This is a genomic window from Streptomyces sp. NPDC006259 (assembly GCF_042870975.1).
Lineage (GTDB): Bacteria > Actinomycetota > Actinomycetes > Streptomycetales > Streptomycetaceae > Streptomyces.
The window spans coordinates 35972-51199 of the sequence record NZ_JBIAHY010000002.1 but is presented as its reverse complement, the minus strand read 5'-3'; the positions used below and the strand labels follow the sequence as shown (position 1 = coordinate 51199).

The window sequence follows — 15228 nt, the reverse complement described above, 5'->3', positions numbered from 1 at the left end:
TCCGTCGTGCGGTCACTTACAGGCCACAGAACCTACAGGTGACCACTGACAACGGGATCCGCGCTCCGCCTACCAGCTGGTCTTGCGGGACAGCTCCCACACCATCATGATCGTCGACGGGTCCAGCGCCCGCTCCCCGCCGGAGACGTCCTCGTTGGCGGCGATGTACTGCTTGCCCTGCCACAGCGGCAGCAGCCGGGCGTCGTCGACGAGGATCTGCTGGGCCTCCTGGAAGTCCTTCACCACGTTGGCGCGGTCGCTCTCCTCGCGGGAGCGGGGCAGCAGCACCTGGGTGATCTGCTTCGCCGGGTAGGGCGTGCCGAGCGCGTTCTGCTCACCGACGAAGGGGGCGATGAAGTTGTCGGCGTCCGGGAAGTCGGGGGCCCAGCCGCGCCCGAACACCGGGTACTCGCCCTTCTGGTAGCCCACCACGTAGGTCTTCCAGGGGCGGCTCTTGAGGGTGACCTCGAACAGGCCCGAGGCGTCCAGCTGGGCCTTGATCTCCTTGAACTCCAGGGCGGTGTCGGAGCCGTAGCGGTCGGTGGTGTACCAGAGGGTGAGCGGCACCGGGTCGGTGATGCCGGCGTCGGCGAGGATCTCGCGGGCCTTGTCCGGGTCGGGGTCGCCGAAGTCGTCGAAGAAGCCGGTGGTGTGGCCGGTCAGCCCCTTGGGGACCATCGAGTACAGCGGGTCGACGGTGTCCTTGTAGACCTTGTGGGCGATCGCGGCCCGGTCGATGACCTGGGCCACGGCCCGGCGTACGGCGACCTTGTTCGACCAGGGGTCCTTGGGGTTGAACACCAGGTAGTTGATGTTGCTGGCGGCGCCCTCGACGAGCTGGAGCCCCTCGTTCTCGTCGCCCTTGTTCTCCAGGGTGACGATGTCGTCGGCGGCGAGGCCCTGGTAGGTGATGTCGATCTGCTTGCCGCGCAGGGCCTTGACCATCTCGCCGGAGTCCTGGAAGTAGCGGATGGTCACCGCGTCGTTCTTGCGGTCGGCGGAGCCCTTGTAGCGGTCGTTGCGGGTGAGTTCCGCCCGGTCGCCCTCTTTGTACTCCTTGAGGTCGTACGGCCCGGAACCCACGATGCTGTCGCCCTCGCGGACCGCCTTGGCCGGGTAGTCGTCGGGGGCGACGAGGGACATGCCGGGGGTGGCGAGCACGAACGGGAAGGTGGCGTCGGCCTTGTTGAGCCGGAAGACGACCTCGCGGTCGCCGACGGCCTCGACCCGGTCGAGGCTGCCGAGCAGTCCCGCCGGACCGGTGGGCGCGTTGATCGCGAGGATCCGGTCGAAGGTGTACTTCACGGCCTGCGCGTCGAGCTTGTCCCCGTTGGAGAAGGAGAGGCCTTCGCGCAGTTCGCAGTGGTACGTCCGGCTGGTGTCGTCGGTGAACTCGCAGGTGGCCGCGTCGGGCTGGGGCGTCGTCGCGCCGTTGGGGTACGCCAGCAGCGTCTGGTAGACGTTGCGGAACAGCTCCCAGGAGCCGTCCCAGGAGGCGGCGGGGTCCAGCGTGCTGGGCGCGCTGGTGGTGCCCACGACGATCGGCCCGGCGTCGTCGGAGCCTTCCTCTCCCAGGAGGCTGCACCCGGCCACCAGGGATATGGACACGATCGCCGCGACCTGCTGCAAGGATCGGTTCCGGTTGAACACGCGCACGCTCCTCGATCTGCCATGCCAAGGGTTGGCAGACCATACCGCAGCGCCACGCCGCCTGAACCCGCTCGCATGTCACGTTCTTGATCACTTCGGCGATGACGACGTTGTCATGCCCCTGTGCGTCGGATGTACGGCGGTCCGGCGCGGGACGGGCGCCGCTTCCGGTGTCGGAAGCGGCGCCCGTGGACCGTGCGGCGGGGTGTCGTCAGGCCACGCCCGCGTTGAGGAACAGGCCGCCGTCGACGACCAGGGTCTGACCGGTGACCCAGTCCGACTGCTCCGAGGTGAGGAACGCGGCGGCGCCGCCGATGTCGGAGGGCACGCCAAGCCGGGCGAGCGGGTAGGCGGCGGCCGCCTCGGCCTCCCGGCCCTCGTACAGGGCCTGCGCGAACCTGGTCTTCACCACGGCCGGGGCGATGGCGTTGACCCGCACCTTCGGCGCGAACTCGTGCGCCAGCTGCTGGGTCAGGTTGATCATCGCGGCCTTGCTGACGCCGTAGGCGCCGATGAAGGGCGAGGGGGCGAGGCCCGCGACGGAGGCGATGTTGACGATCGCGCCGCCGTTGTCCTTCTGCCAGGCGTGCCAGGTGCGCTGGGCGAAGCCGAGCGCCGAGATCACGTTGGTCTCGAACACCTTGCGGGCCACGTTCAGGTCGAGGTCGGCGATCGGCCCGAACACCGGGTTGGTACCGGCGTTGTTGACCAGGTGGTCGACGCGGCCGAAGGCCTCCATGGTGCGTTCGACGGCGATCGCCTGGTGGGCCTCGTCGTGGGCCTTGCCGGCGACGCCGATGACACGGTCGGCGCCGAGCTTCTCGACGGCCTCCTTGAGGGCGTCCTCGTTGCGTCCGGTGATGCAGACCCGGTCGCCGCGGGCGACGAGCGCCTCGGCGACGCCGTAGCCGATGCCGCGGCTGGCGCCCGTGACGAGGGCGACCCTGCCGGAGAGTGCGGGCAGTTCAGTCATGTCCGTGATCCCTGGTGGTCTAGTTGAGCGGTCCGCCGGCGACGTACAGCACCTGGCCGGAGACGAATCCGGCGGCCTCGTCCGTGAAGAAGGCGATGGCGTTGGCGATGTCGTCGGGCTCGCCGACGCGCGCCACCGGGATCTGGGTGGCGGCGGCGGCCTTGAACTCCTCGAAGCCCATGCCGACGCGGGCGGCGGTCGCGGCCGTCATGTCGGTGGCGATGAAGCCCGGGGCGACGGCGTTGGCGGTGATGCCGAACTTCCCCAGCTCGATGGCGAGGGTCTTGGTGAAGCCCTGGAGACCGGCCTTGGCGGCCGAGTAGTTGGCCTGGCCCCGGTTGCCGAGCGCGGAGGACGAGGAGAGGTTGACGATCCGGCCGAAGCCGGCGTCCACCATATGCTTCTGGACCGCCTTGGTCATCAGGAACGAGCCGCGCAGGTGCACGTTGAGCACCGTGTCCCAGTCGCCGGCGCTCATCTTGAACAGCAGGTTGTCGCGGAGCACGCCCGCGTTGTTGACGAGGATCGTCGGGGCGCCCAGCTCCGCCGCGACGCGCGCGACCGCCGCCTCGACCTGGGCCTCGTCGGAGACGTCGGCGCCGACCGCGATCGCCCGGCCGCCCGCCGCGGTGATCTTCTCGACGGTGTCCTTGCAGGCGGCCTCGTCGAGGTCGATCACCGCGACCGCGCGGCCCTCTGCGGCCAGCCGTACGGCGGTGGCGGCACCGATGCCGCGCGCCGCGCCCGTGACTACTGCGACCCGCTGCTCTGTGGTGGACATTGCTGCTTCTCCTCGCCCTCGAGAATGTACGTCCGTGTGGGGAGCGACCGTCCTGATCACCGTCGACTCGGTGAGCGACCGCTTAGTACCTTCGGCAGACGTGACGCTAGAAGCCTTGGCACCCGGTGTCAACGCCACACGAGGGCGGTGTGATGCATCACCCGGACCGTCACCTCACCAGGAGGTCCAGCAGCCGGTCGGTCTCGGCCGCGGGGTCGGTGGTCAGCCCGGTGTGCACGGGCCCCGGCTGGACCACCGTCGAGCGGGGCGCGATCAGCCAGCGGAAGCGCCGTCCGGCGTCGTCGTGCGCCGCCTGTCCGGCCGCCTCGCCGCCCCCGCACACGCTCTCCACGGCGCGCAGCGCGGCGCGCACCCCGACCACGTCCGCCGCCGGGTCCAGCGCCAGCAGCCGGGCCTCGTCGAGGTGGGTGCGGGCGCCGAGGTAGCCCTGGGCGCGGCAGTAGACGAGCACGCCGGCGTTGACGCACTCGCCGCGCTCGACACGGGGCACGATCCGCAGCAGGGCGTACTCGTAGATGTCCCGCTCGTTGGCCTCGCTGGCCCTGATGATGTGGCGCTCGTTCACTCGGCCCCCTTGATGTGTTCGTGGATGACGGCGGCGCGCGCCAGAAGGGGTGCCGCGTAGGCACGCCGGAGCGCGTCCGGGGTGGCGAAGCCGGGCTCGTCGGTCAGCCAGGCGTCGGGGATCTCGCCGGTGACCTCGGCGAGGAGGTCGGCGGTGATCCGGGGGGCCAGCTCGGCGGCGGCGGCCGCGATGTCCGGGCGGAAACGGGCGAGGGCGTGGTCCGAGGCGTCGTAGGGGCGGGCCGCGGAGGCCTCGGCGGAGGGCCAGTTGTGGTGCCAGATCATGGTGGCGCCGTGGTCGATGAGCCACAGGTCGCCGCGGTGCGTCAGCAGGTTGGGGTTGCGCCAGGAGCGGTCGACGTTGTTGATCAGGGCGTCGAACCAGACGATCCGCCCGGCCTCGGCCGGGTCGACCGGGAAGGCGAGCGGGTCGAAGCCGAGGGCTCCGGACAGGAAGACCATGCCGAGGTTGGTGCCGCCGCTGGACCTGAGCAGCTCCTGCACCTGCTGGTCCGGTTCCCCGAGACCCAGCACGGGGTCCAGCTCCACGGTGACCAGGCGCGGAACCCTGAGGCCCAGGCGGCGGGCGAGTTCTCCGCAGACCACCTCGGCGACGAGCGTCTTGCGGCCCTGCCCCGCGCCGGTGAACTTCAGGACGTAGGCGGCCAGGTCGTCCGCCTCCACGAGGCCCGGCAGCGAGCCGCCCTCACGCAGGGGCGTGATGAAACGGGTCGCGATGACTTCCTTGAGCATCGTCCCAGGCTACTGGCGGCGCGCGGGCCCGCGGAGCCCGGTCGACAGCTCCGCGACAGCCGTGGCTTACGCCCCGCTCACCTTGAACAGGTCAAGCTCTCGACACCGTCCGAACGGGCTCGACCGCCACTGAACAGGCGGCGTCCCGAGCCCGTACCTCTCGGCAGCATCTCGAACTTTCCGAAGGGAACCCCCGCATGACCAGCGCATCGATCCAGTCCACCTCGGGACCCGCCCGCCGCGCCGTCGTGGCGGCCGCCGGAGCCGCCGGGCTCGCCGTCGCGCTGACCGCGTGCGGTGGCTCCGACGACGACTCGTCCGGTTCGGTGGACTCCTCCGGCTCGGCCGGTGCGACCGGTGGTTCGGAGTCGGCGAGCACCGGCGGCGGCGCGGCGGGTACGCCCCTGACGACGACCGCAGACATCCCGGAGGGCGGCGGGAAGGTCTTCGACGAGCAGAAGGTGGTCGTGGTACAGCCGACGGCGGGCCAGTACAAGGCCTACTCCGCCGTCTGCACCCACCAGGGCTGCGCGGTGAAGAGCATCGCCGACGGCGTCATCAACTGCCCGTGCCACGAAAGCAACTTCTCCGTCACCGACGGCAGCGTGAAGAGCGGCCCGGCGACGAAACCGCTGCCGGAGGTGGCGATCAGCGTGAGCGGTGACTCGATCACTCTGGCCTGACACGCCCGTCCCACCGTGCGAAGCACGCCAGGACCTCGTCCGTGGTCGCGACCGTGGCGACCAACGCGAGGGTGTGGCGGATCATCGCGGGGGTGTACTCCGACGGCACCCCCGCGACGGCGTCGGACGGCACGACGGTGGTGTAACCGCGGTTGACGGCGTCGAAGACGGCGTTCGGGATCGCCACGTTGGCGGAGACCCCGGCGACGACGAGTGTGCGGCAGCCGAGGTTGCGCAGCAGGGCGTCGACGTCGGTGCCCTGGATCGGTGACAGTCCGTGCAGGCGCCGTACGACGAAGTCGTCCTCCGTGACCTCGATCGGGGGCGCGATCCGGACCGCGGCGGTGCCGGACAGCTGCTGGACCGGAAGGCGTTCGGCGGCCCGGAACAGACGGGCGTTGCGGTTTCCTCCCCGGCCGTCGGGGCGGCGTTCGGCGACCGCGTGGATCACCTGGACGGCGCTTGCGTGGGCCCCGGCCACCAGTCGGGCGACGTTGGCGAGGGCGCCCGACGACCGTGCCGCATGGGCGAGTTCGGGCAGGGCGGCGTCCGGACCCACGACGCCCCGCTGGCACTCCACCGTCAGCAGGACGGTGTGGCGGGGGTCGAGCAGGTCACCGAGGTGCACGGACGACGGCATGGCTCCCCCTGGAGACCGGCGCGGGTCGGGTCGGGCGAGGATAGCGACCGTTGCGCGAGCGGGGAAGAGGACTCATCCTGTGCGGACCGTTCTTTTCTGACGCGACGTCAGGACACCGCTGGCACCACGTGAGAGAAGCGAAGAGAGAAGAGGGCTGGATGACCGTCACGCAGCGCAGGGGCCGCAGGATCATGATGTCACCGGGCGAGGTGAGCGCGTTCCTCAGCACCCAGCGCACCTGCCGGGTGGCCACCGTGTCCGCCGACGGCGCCCCGCACGTGAGCGCCCTGTGGTTCCTGTGGGACGGTTCCGCACTGTGGCTGTACTCCGTGGTGCGCAGCAGACGCTGGAGCGACCTGCGCCGGGACCCACGGGTCGCGATCGTGATCGACACGGGCGAGGAGTACGACTCCTTGCGGGGCGTGGAACTGTCCGGCACCGTGGAGTTCGTGGGCGAGGTCCCGCGCACCGGCGAGCTGTGCGCCGAACTCGACTCCGTGGAGACGCTGTTCGCCCGCAAGAACTTCGGCCTGGACGCCATGCCGCACGACGGACGGCACGCGTGGGCGCGGCTGCGCCCGGAGAAGATCGTGTCGTGGGACTTCCGCAAGCTGGGCGACGCATAGGCGGGAGGCCGGACGGGCGGGGCGGCGGTCGGACGGGTAGTGAGGACGGACGGGCGGGGCGGCGGTCGGACGGGCGGGAGCGCTCGGGCAGCGACCGTCGGTCGGGTGGGCGCGGTCGGCGTCAAGTGGCCTTCTGCGTCGCGGACTTCAGCGCCTTCACCGCCGCCCTGATCGACGGGCGGCGGTCGGCGTCCGCGCGCCACACGGCGTAGACGTGCCGACGCAGCCGCTGCCGGAGCGGGACCATGACGACCCCCTCCGGCACCGGGTGGCGCCCGAGCACCGGGGCGATGCACACCCCCAACCCGGCGGCCACCAGATTCAGCTGGGTGTGCGTCTCGGCGGCGCGGTGGCCGACGATCGGCTCGACGCCCCGTGAGCGGAGCGTGAACATCAGCCACTCGTGACAGAACTCGCCGTCGCCCCAGGTGATCCACTCGTCCCCTGCGAACTCGCCGAGGTCCACCTCGTCCCGCCCCGCGAGCGGATGCCCGGCCGGCATCGCCACGTCGGCGGGATCGTCCAGGATCGGCGCCTTCACCAGACCGTCCGGCACCGGCATCGGCTTGTTGTACCAGTCCAGGACGACGGCGAGGTCCAGGTCGCCGCGGATCACCCCGGCGATGCCGCGCTCGGGCTCCAGCTCGCAGGAGCGCACGCGAAGGCCGGGGTGCTCCTTGCGCAGATCGGCGAGCGCGGTGGGGAACAGCCCGCGCGCGGCGGTCGGGAACGCCGACAGCCTCAGCTCCCCCACCACCTGCCCGCGCTGGGCCTCCAGGTCGGACTGGGCCAGCTCGACCTGCGACAGGATCCGGGCCGCGTGATCGGCGAGCAGCCGGCCCGCGTCCGTGAGCCGCACGCCCCGCCCGTTCTTGGCGAGGAGCTGCTGGCCGACCTCCCGCTCCAGCTTGGCCATCTGCTGCGAGACGGCGGAGGTGGTGATGTGCAGCCCGACCGCCGCACCGCTGACCGAGCCGTGCCGGGCGAGGGCGTGGAGTGTGCGCAGGCGCTCCAAGTTCAACATCTAAGTGATGCTACGAGATATCGCTCTCGAATTCTCGCTTGTGCTACGAGGTGGTTGTCAGGGACGGTGATGACCATGACCATGACCACCGCCGCCTCCACCGCCCCCGACCCCACCACCGCCACCGGTTCTCCCCGCACGGTCCCGGCCACCCGGCCGCCGGCCGCCCCCCGCCGCGCTCTCGACTGGCGTCTGCGGTTCGGGATCCTTTCGCTGATCTGGGGTTTCAGCTTCCTGCTCATCAAGGTGGGCACACAGAGCTACGCGCCGTTCCAGGTCACACTCGGCCGGCTGGCGTTCGGCACGGCGGTGCTGGCGGTCGCCATGGCGGTGAAGCGGGACCGGCTGCCGCGCGGGGCACGCACCTGGGCGCACCTGACCGTCGCCGCGCTGCTGCTGAACGCGCTACCGTTCTCGCTGTTCGCCTACGCGGAGCTGACGATCCCGTCCACCCTGGCGGGCATCTGCAACGCGACCTCGCCCCTGTGGGGCATGGCCCTGTCCCTGGTGGCCCTCTCGGAGGACCGGCCCACCAGGGTGCGGGTGGCGGGCCTGGGCCTCGGCTTCCTCGGTGTGCTGACGGTCCTGGGAGCCTGGCAGGGCTTCAGCGGACTCGACGCCCGCGGCACGGCGCTGGCGCTGCTGGCCTCGTTGAGCTACCCGATCGGCTGGATCTACGTCCGCCGCACGCTGGCCGGAACCGGAAGCTCCGCCCTGTCGATGACCGGCGCGCAACTGTTCCTGGCCACTCTCCAGCTCGCCGTGGTGACCCCGCTGTTCACGACGTTCCCGGCCCGCTTCCCGCTGCTCCCGCTGTCGGCGATCGCCGCCCTGGGCGCCCTCGGCACCGGCCTCGCCCTGCTCATCCAGTACGGCCTGGTCACCGAGGTCGGTCCGACGACGGCCCAGATGGTCACCTACTTCATCCCGGTCATCGCCACCGCCGCCGGCGTGGCCCTGCTCGACGAGTCCCTGACCTGGTCGACTCCGGTGGGAGCACTGATCGTCCTGGCAGGAGCGGCACTGACCCAGGCACGCGGCAAGGCGTAGGGCCGGAGGAACGGAGGACGCGGCACCGCACCGCACCTCGCCCGTACCCCCGCGCCGCGCCTACACGAACCCCCGCCCGGTCCCCACCCGCACCGCGGAAGCCACCGCGTCCGCCAGCGCCTCCACCTCGCCCTCCCCCAGCGTCGACACCGTGATCCGGATGCCGGGCGGAGCAGTGAGCCGGAAGCGCGCGCCGGGGGCGACCGCCCATCCGGCGTGCAGCAGTCGCGCCACCGCCCCGGTCTCGTCGGGCACGGGGATCCACACGTTCAAGCCACTGCGGCCCCGCGCCGCGACCCCCCGCTCCGCCAGCGCCGCGATCAGCGTGTCCCGGCGCGTCCGGTACGCCCCGGCGACCACCGCGGTGTCCACCGCGCCGTCGGCCCACAGCCGCGCGACGGCCCGCTGGGTGATCCGGCTGACCCAGCCGGGGCCGAGGCTCTGGCGTCCACGGACGCGGTCGAGGGTGGTCTCGTCGCCGGTGAGCACGGCGAGCCGCAGGTCGGGGCCGTAGGCCTTGGCGACCGAGCGGACGAAGGCCCAGTGCCGGGTGACTCCCGCCAGGGGATGCAGGGGCAGGTCGACGATGCGGTGACCGTGATCGTCCTCGATGAGCAGGATCCCGGGGTGGCGGCGCAGCACCGCCCGCAGGGCACGCGCGCGTGCGGCGCCCACCGCGGCGCCTGTCGGGTTCTGCGCCCGGTCGGTCACGATCAGGGCGCGTGCTCCGGCTTCCAGCGCCCGCGCCACGTCCTCCGGGAGCGGCCCGTCGTCGTCGACGCCGACCGGGACCGTGCGCAGACCGAGGGCCGGGACGAGGTCGAGGAGCGAGCCCCAGCCGGGGTCCTCGACGGCCACCGTGTCGCCGGGCTTGACGTGCGCGGCGAGCACCCGCTCGATGGCGTCCAGGGAGCCGGAGGTGACGGCCACAGGTCCGGCCGGGACGCCGTCGGCGTCCAGTTCGGCGCGGGCCGGTCGGACCAGTTCCGGCTCGACCGGCTCGTGTCCGTAGAGGACCGGCTCCCGGTCGCCCCGCTCGGCGGCCCAGGCGAAGGCCGGTCCGAGCGGCGGCAGCAGCGCGGTGTCCGGATTGCCCGCCGACGCGTCCCGCACCCCCTCCGGGACCCGCACCCGGATCAGTTCCCTCCCGGTCGTGGCCGGCTTCGACCGCACCCTGCTGCCCCGTCGGCCGTCGGTCTCGATCACCCCGCGTTCGCGCAGGGTGCGGTAGGCGGCCGCCACGGTGTTCGGGTTCACCCCGAGTCGCTCGGCCAACTCCCGCATCGGGGGCAGGGACTGGCCGGGCTCCAGCTCACCGGAGCCCACCGCCTGCTCGACGCTCGCGGAAATGTCGGCTGCGCGCCGACCTTTGATCGGATACTCTCCTAGCACAAACTCGATTATGCACTAGTACAATGGAGAACGCCATGCAGGGGACCACGCAGCCGCAGGGGACCGCACGGACGACGACCTCACCCGCCGCCTACACCCCGACCGACCGCACGGTCCCCACCCGGTCGGCGGAGAAGGCCTCGTACGACAAGGACCTGGTGCACGCGATACTCGACGAGGGGTACGTCTGCCACCTGGGCTTCGTCCGCGACGGCGCGCCGGTGGTCCTGCCGACGCTGTACGGCCGGGTCGGCGAGACGCTGTACGTGCACGGTTCGACGGGCTCGCGCCCGCTGCGGATGACCGGGCAGGCCGACCCGGGGCTGCCGGTGTGTCTGACGGTCACGCATGTCGACGGACTGGTACTGGCCCGCTCGGCCTTCCACCACTCGATCAACTACCGCTCCGTGGTGGTGCACGGCCTCGCGTACGACGTGACCGACCGCGAGGAGAAGCTCGCCGCGCTGGACGCCCTGGTCGACCACGTCGTGCCGGGCCGTGCCGCCGACTCCCGGCCCGCCAACAAGAAGGAACTGGCCGCCACCGCGGTCATCCGCATCGACCTCGACGAGGTCTCGGCCAAGACCCGCACCGGCGGCGTGAACGAGGAGCCCGAGGACCTCGTCCTCCCGCACTGGGCCGGCGTCGTCCCCCTCCGCAAGGGCTACGGCACCCCGCTCCCCGAGGCCGACCTGCTCCCCGGCACGGAACTCCCCGCCTACCTCGGGACCCTGTGATGCTCATCCACCCCTGGGACGCGCCCCGCGAGGACGCCGAGTGGCAGGAATGGCTGGCCGCGCGCGACTTCGGCCAGCTCGCCGTCAACGGCCTGCCGGGCGAACCTCCCTGGGTGCAGCCCCTGCACTTCGCCTACGACGCCGACCGCGGCGAGGCCTTCACCCACCTCGCCCGGCCGAACCCGCTGTGGGCGGCGCTGGAGGCCGACCCGCAGGTGGTGCTGAGCGTGGTCGACGACTACGTGTACGTGCCCGGCCCCTGGCAGGCACCGCCGGAGGGGCCGGCCGAGCACGGCACTCCGACGAGCTTCTACGCGGCGGTCCAGCTGCGCTGCACGGCTCACCCGGTCGACGACCCGGACGCCAAGGCCGACCTGCTGAACCGGCAGATGGACCACTTCCAGCCCGAGGGCGGTTCCGCACAGGTCGCGGCGGGCGAGGTGCCGTACGGCCGCCTGCTCTCCGGGATCCGCGGGATCCGGCTCGAGGTGACGGGCGTACGGGCCAAGTTCAAGTACGCCAACCACCGGCCCGCCGAGACCCGGCGGCGCATCGCGGCGGGCCTCGCGGCACGCGGCGGTCCGGGGGACGCGGCGGCACGCGCGCATCTGCTGCGACGCGGGCCCACGGTGTGACCGTACGACGACGCCCGGCGGGCCTCCGCCGGGTGCCGACTCACCGGGACCCAGTCCTCGGACGCCGGAACCGGACCTCGGACGCCGATCCGGACCTCGGACGCCGATACCGGGTCCCTTCCGCCGAACGCCGGGCCGCCCGTGTTCCCGCCGGAACACCGGCCGCCCGTGCGCACGCGGACCGTGTCAGGCCGCCGTCCCGCGGGCGGACAGCTCGCGCTCGGGGCCGCCGGCGGCCACCGGGTCCGCCGAGCCCTTGGCGGGGGTGGACGACTGGGCGATGAACGCGCCCAGCAGTACGATCGCGCCCCCGACGATCTGCGGCGCCGACAGGTGCTCACCGAGCAGGACCCAGGCCAGGACGGTGGCGATGACCGCCTCCAGGCAGGCCACGACCCCCGCCACCTGCGGGGAGAGCCGGCGCACGGAGACCACGCCGGTGACGTACGCGACGACCGTGGCGAGCAGCACGATCCAGCCGAGCAGCAGCCAGGCCGGAACGTCGGTGCCGTTCATGGCCGCGGAATCCGCGAGCACCGACCAGTCCATGCCCCAGGGGCGGGCGACGGCGGTCAGGACGACGGCGCCGACGAGGAGGCCGTAGGCGATCACGCCGAGCGGGTCGGGAGCGTCGGCGCCGGAGTCGCTGCCCTGGTCGGAGAGGACGAAGTAGCCGACCTGGCAGCAGGCGGCGGCCAGCGCGAGGGCAAGGCCGAGCGCGTCGAAGCCGAGGCCCGACCAGACCTCGACGACACAGGCGAGCCCGCCCACCGCGAGGACCACGCCGAGCGCGGCGGCCCGCGTGACCGGCCTGCGCTGCACGAACCGCACCCAGCCCAGCACGAGGGCCGGCGCCAGGTACTCGACGAGCAGGGCGACGCCGACGGGGATGCGGGAGAGGGAGGCGAAGTAGAACGCCTGGACGCCGGCCACGCCGAGCAGTCCGAACCCGGCGAGCAGCGCGGGGCGGCGGCGCACCAGCGTCCGGTGGCGCACGGCCAGGGGCAGCATCACGAGGGCCGCGCCCGTCACCCGCAGCCACACCACGTGCAGCGGGTCGAGTCCCGCCTCGATGAGCGGCTTCGCCGCCACTCCGGATCCGCCGAAGGCGATGGCCGACCCGACCGCCAGAGAGAGCCCGAGGCCCTTTCCGCGACTGACCTGACTGCTCACAGACGTCTGCACCCGCTCCATGATGACAGGCCACGACATGACCGTCACTCCTGTTGACACCTGTCTCAGCCGTTGGACGGAGCAGGGCCACCGGTCAGGGCGCGTCGCCTTCCCCGACGTACTCGTCGTCGGCGTAATCGTCCCCGGCGTACTCGGCGAGGCCGTCCTCGATCCGGGCGCACACCTCCAGGGGGTCGACGCCGGCCCGGCCCAGCACCTCCACGGCACGGGCCTGCGGGTCGGCGAGGAGTGCGGCGAGCAGGTCGACCCCGCGGGCGGTGTCGCCGTAGGTGGGCCGGCCGGTGTCCGGGGCGGGAGGTCCGCGACGGCCGGCGGCCCGTGCGCACGCGTGCCGCAGCGCGGTGGAGGCGAGCGGCGAGAAGCCCTCGACGGCCAGGGCGGCGGGCAGGGTGCCGGAGTCCTCCACGCCGCCCTGCCAGCGCAGGCCGTAACCGATGCTGCGCTGCACGAGATAGCCGAAGAGGCGGGCGAGCTGGGGACCGCTGCCGAGGACGGCGCGCGCCTCGAGGTCGTTCTCGAGGAGGGAGTGCAGCAGGTGGGCGGTGTCGATCTGCCGGTCCCCGTCCCGGACGGCGCGTCGGCGAGCGCCCTCGACCGCCGCCGCCAGCTCGGCACTGAGCCCGGCGTCGGCTTCGATGGCCCCGAACGCGTCGTCGCGCACCGGCTGTCGGGGGATACGGGGTGGCACGCCTCCCACCCCATCAGTCCCGTCCGGCCGGGTCATCCACGGAGGGAACCATCTTCGGGTCCCACGCGGAGCGGACAGCCGGGGTGGCGTCTCCTCCTCACGGAGGAGATCAGGCCCTTTCCGCATCAGGGGCGCGCGCCGCACCGCCCCGCGCTCCTGGCGCAACCGCGGGCGCCCGCTGCCACGTCCCCCGGGCATGGAGAGCGGGTGCTGGCTGGTGGGCCTGGCCGCGGTCGACGGCAGACGGTACGTGTACCGGGTGTACGCCCCGGAGGACGCGCTGCCCGCCGATCTGTTCTGGGAGGCGTGGCACTGCCACGACGAGGGACCGTACCCGCGCGCGTGTGACCGGTTCGACGCGGCGGAGATTCGGCGGGTGAGCCGGGACGGCAGCCCGCTGCATCGCTGACGGTTCGTCAGTATTGAAAGTTGGCGCCACTGCCGCTACCTTCCGCGACACCGCAGCCCGAGTCGCCGGACACGAAGAGGTGGTCGCATGGCCGAAGTCAGCGCGGAGGCACGCATCCAGGCACCGGCCGACATGGTCTGGGCACGGCTCACGGACTGGTCCGCGTACGGGGAGTGGAACACGACCCACACCAACTTCCCGCAGGGCGGCCCGACGACGCTGGAGGTGGGCGGGACCTTCCAGGAGAACATGAAGCTGATGGGCTTCCCCGCCGAGGTCGAGTGGACCGTGGAGGAACTGGAACCGGCCCGCGTGCTGGCCATCCGCGGCAAGGGCCCCATGGCGGTGACCCTCGTGACGCGCTACACGCTGACACCCGACGGCGACGCCACGGCCGTACGGATCGACGGCGAGTTCACGGGCGCCGCCGTGTCGCTGATGGCGGGCAGGCTGAAGGACTCGGCGACGGCCGCGCTCGACGAGTCGCTGCGCAAGCTGGACGGGCTGACCTCGACCACGGGCTGACACCCCCTCGAACCGCCCACGACAGATCCGCGTACGGCAGGTGAAGGGGGCCCCGCAGCGTGTGCCGCGGGGCCCCCTTCACCTGCCGTGCCGCACGGTCGCCATGCCGCACGGTCGCCGTGCCACACAATCGCCGTCAGCCCTCGTCGGCGAGGATCAGATACAGCTTCTTGCGGGCGTCGTTGATGACCGTGAGCGCCTTCTCGCGCTGTTCCTTGCTGCCGGTCCTCCAGACCTGCCCGAAGGCCTCCATCAGACCGAAGCCGGCCTGCCGGATCTCGCCGAGGGCTTCCCAGTCGGCCCCACGGGAGGCTTCCTCCCAAGGGGCCTCGGGCCCCTCCTCCGCGGCCGTACGACCGGCGTCGGTGAGCGAGAACAGCTTCTTGCCGCCCTCCGAGGCACTGCTGATCAGACCCTCGTCCTCCAGGAGTTGGAGGGTCGGGTACACGGAGCCGGGGCTCGGCTTCCACGCACCGCCGCTGCGCTCGGCGATCTCCTGGATCATCTCGTAACCGTGCATGGCCCGGTCCTTGAGCAGCGCCAGGATCGAGGCCCGTACGTCACCGCGCCGAGCCCTCCCCCTGGGCCCGCCGCGCCCTCGACCGCCCCAGGGCCCCGGCCCGAAGCCCGGACCGAAGCCTCCGCCCGGCCCACCCGGTCCGCCGGGGCCGAAGGGGCCGAAGGCCGCTCGACGTCCCTCGAAACCACCCCGACCGCGCCGGGAGAAGCCGTCCTGTCCATGTCCACGCTCGTATCCGTGGGTACGCATCGCCATCACTCCATTCATTGACTCGTTGATCGATCGCGATGCGTCAACGATATATCGGAAGCGTACGTATGACAAGGCGCCGGTGCGTCCGGGGCCGTGCGGAACCGGCATCTG

At 72.1% G+C, this 15228-nt stretch carries 18 protein-coding genes; 7 read left to right on the top strand and 11 right to left on the bottom strand.

The features are described 5' to 3' along the window. Positions 1-69: 69 nt before the first annotated feature. From ACFYO5_RS06375 to ACFYO5_RS06355, 5 genes are all read right to left on the bottom strand, one after another. On the bottom strand, positions 70-1650 hold the full coding sequence (locus ACFYO5_RS06375; RefSeq protein ID WP_388704872.1) for an ABC transporter substrate-binding protein: 1581 nt from the start codon (positions 1648-1650) through the stop codon (positions 70-72). A 211-nt stretch (positions 1651-1861) separates the two neighbouring features. Continuing rightward, entirely contained in the window at positions 1862-2623 is a 762-nt protein-coding gene (locus ACFYO5_RS06370) for an SDR family oxidoreductase (RefSeq protein ID WP_356562767.1), read from the bottom strand. Between the two features lie 19 nt (positions 2624-2642). Beyond that, a complete protein-coding gene (gene fabG, locus ACFYO5_RS06365) occupies positions 2643-3404 on the bottom strand; it encodes a 3-oxoacyl-ACP reductase FabG (protein ID WP_356562765.1) in 762 nt (253 codons plus the stop codon). A gap of 169 nt (positions 3405-3573) precedes the next feature. Further along, positions 3574-3990, bottom strand: coding sequence for a DUF3037 domain-containing protein (locus ACFYO5_RS06360; protein WP_356562764.1), 417 nt, complete (start codon positions 3988-3990; stop codon positions 3574-3576). Further along, positions 3987-4742, bottom strand: a complete 756-nt coding sequence (locus ACFYO5_RS06355) for a HipA family kinase (RefSeq protein ID WP_356562762.1) — start codon at positions 4740-4742, stop codon at positions 3987-3989. Before ACFYO5_RS06355 ends, ACFYO5_RS06360 begins: the two co-directional genes overlap by 4 nt. A gap of 197 nt (positions 4743-4939) precedes the next feature. Here ACFYO5_RS06355 and ACFYO5_RS06350 point away from each other — a divergent pair, with 197 nt between their 5' ends. Further along, positions 4940-5425: a Rieske (2Fe-2S) protein gene (locus ACFYO5_RS06350; protein WP_356562760.1), complete on the top strand. Its 486-nt coding sequence runs from the start codon at positions 4940-4942 to the stop codon at positions 5423-5425. Here the strand turns inward: ACFYO5_RS06350 and ACFYO5_RS06345 are convergent. Beyond that, positions 5412-6065, bottom strand: coding sequence for a cysteine hydrolase (locus ACFYO5_RS06345; protein WP_388704866.1), 654 nt, complete (start codon positions 6063-6065; stop codon positions 5412-5414). The genes ACFYO5_RS06350 and ACFYO5_RS06345 overlap by 14 nt on opposite strands. Before the next feature lie 158 nt (positions 6066-6223). On the opposite strand from ACFYO5_RS06345, the gene ACFYO5_RS06340 reads away from it, so the two are divergent. Next, on the top strand, positions 6224-6691 hold the full coding sequence (locus tag ACFYO5_RS06340; RefSeq protein WP_388704863.1) for a pyridoxamine 5'-phosphate oxidase family protein: 468 nt from the start codon (positions 6224-6226) through the stop codon (positions 6689-6691). 121 nt (positions 6692-6812) lie between these two features. Here ACFYO5_RS06340 and ACFYO5_RS06335 read toward each other — a convergent pair whose 3' ends face one another. Then, complete coding sequence (locus tag ACFYO5_RS06335) at positions 6813-7715, bottom strand: LysR family transcriptional regulator (protein ID WP_356562754.1); 903 nt, start codon at positions 7713-7715, stop codon at positions 6813-6815. 81 nt (positions 7716-7796) lie between these two features. On the opposite strand from ACFYO5_RS06335, the gene ACFYO5_RS06330 reads away from it, so the two are divergent. Continuing rightward, complete coding sequence (locus ACFYO5_RS06330; protein ID WP_388707091.1) at positions 7797-8765, top strand: DMT family transporter; 969 nt, start codon at positions 7797-7799, stop codon at positions 8763-8765. Between the two features lie 60 nt (positions 8766-8825). Here ACFYO5_RS06330 and ACFYO5_RS06325 read toward each other — a convergent pair whose 3' ends face one another. Beyond that, positions 8826-10157 (bottom strand): aminotransferase class I/II-fold pyridoxal phosphate-dependent enzyme, encoded by a 1332-nt coding sequence (locus ACFYO5_RS06325; RefSeq protein ID WP_388704859.1) that lies wholly within the window; start codon positions 10155-10157, stop codon positions 8826-8828. A gap of 35 nt (positions 10158-10192) precedes the next feature. Here ACFYO5_RS06325 and ACFYO5_RS06320 point away from each other — a divergent pair, with 35 nt between their 5' ends. Beyond that, entirely contained in the window at positions 10193-10894 is a 702-nt protein-coding gene (locus ACFYO5_RS06320) for a pyridoxamine 5'-phosphate oxidase family protein (protein WP_388704856.1), read from the top strand. Continuing rightward, positions 10894-11529 carry an FMN-binding negative transcriptional regulator gene (locus tag ACFYO5_RS06315; protein ID WP_388704853.1) on the top strand — a complete coding sequence of 212 codons (636 nt, stop codon included), beginning with the start codon at positions 10894-10896 and terminating at the stop codon, positions 11527-11529. Before ACFYO5_RS06320 ends, ACFYO5_RS06315 begins: the two co-directional genes overlap by 1 nt. 186 nt (positions 11530-11715) lie before the next feature. On the opposite strand, the gene ACFYO5_RS06310 is transcribed toward ACFYO5_RS06315, so the two are convergent. Both ACFYO5_RS06310 and ACFYO5_RS06305 read right to left on the bottom strand, forming a co-directional pair. Beyond that, positions 11716-12741, bottom strand: coding sequence for a DMT family transporter (locus tag ACFYO5_RS06310; protein ID WP_388704850.1), 1026 nt, complete (start codon positions 12739-12741; stop codon positions 11716-11718). Positions 12742-12796: 55 nt separating this feature from the next. Continuing rightward, the gene (locus ACFYO5_RS06305; protein WP_388704847.1) at positions 12797-13411 is read right to left on the bottom strand and encodes a Clp protease N-terminal domain-containing protein; all 615 of its coding nucleotides are present in this window, start codon (positions 13409-13411) and stop codon (positions 12797-12799) included. A 196-nt stretch (positions 13412-13607) separates the two neighbouring features. Between ACFYO5_RS06305 and ACFYO5_RS06300 the strand changes: the two genes are divergently transcribed. Both ACFYO5_RS06300 and ACFYO5_RS06295 read left to right on the top strand, forming a co-directional pair. Continuing rightward, complete coding sequence (locus tag ACFYO5_RS06300; protein WP_388704844.1) at positions 13608-13820, top strand: hypothetical protein; 213 nt, start codon at positions 13608-13610, stop codon at positions 13818-13820. Between the two features lie 87 nt (positions 13821-13907). After that, positions 13908-14345 carry an SRPBCC family protein gene (locus ACFYO5_RS06295; protein ID WP_388704842.1) on the top strand — a complete coding sequence of 146 codons (438 nt, stop codon included), beginning with the start codon at positions 13908-13910 and terminating at the stop codon, positions 14343-14345. Between the two features lie 136 nt (positions 14346-14481). Here ACFYO5_RS06295 and ACFYO5_RS06290 read toward each other — a convergent pair whose 3' ends face one another. After that, the gene (locus ACFYO5_RS06290; protein ID WP_356562736.1) at positions 14482-15114 is read right to left on the bottom strand and encodes a PadR family transcriptional regulator; all 633 of its coding nucleotides are present in this window, start codon (positions 15112-15114) and stop codon (positions 14482-14484) included. Between the last annotated feature and the right edge of the window lie 114 nt (positions 15115-15228).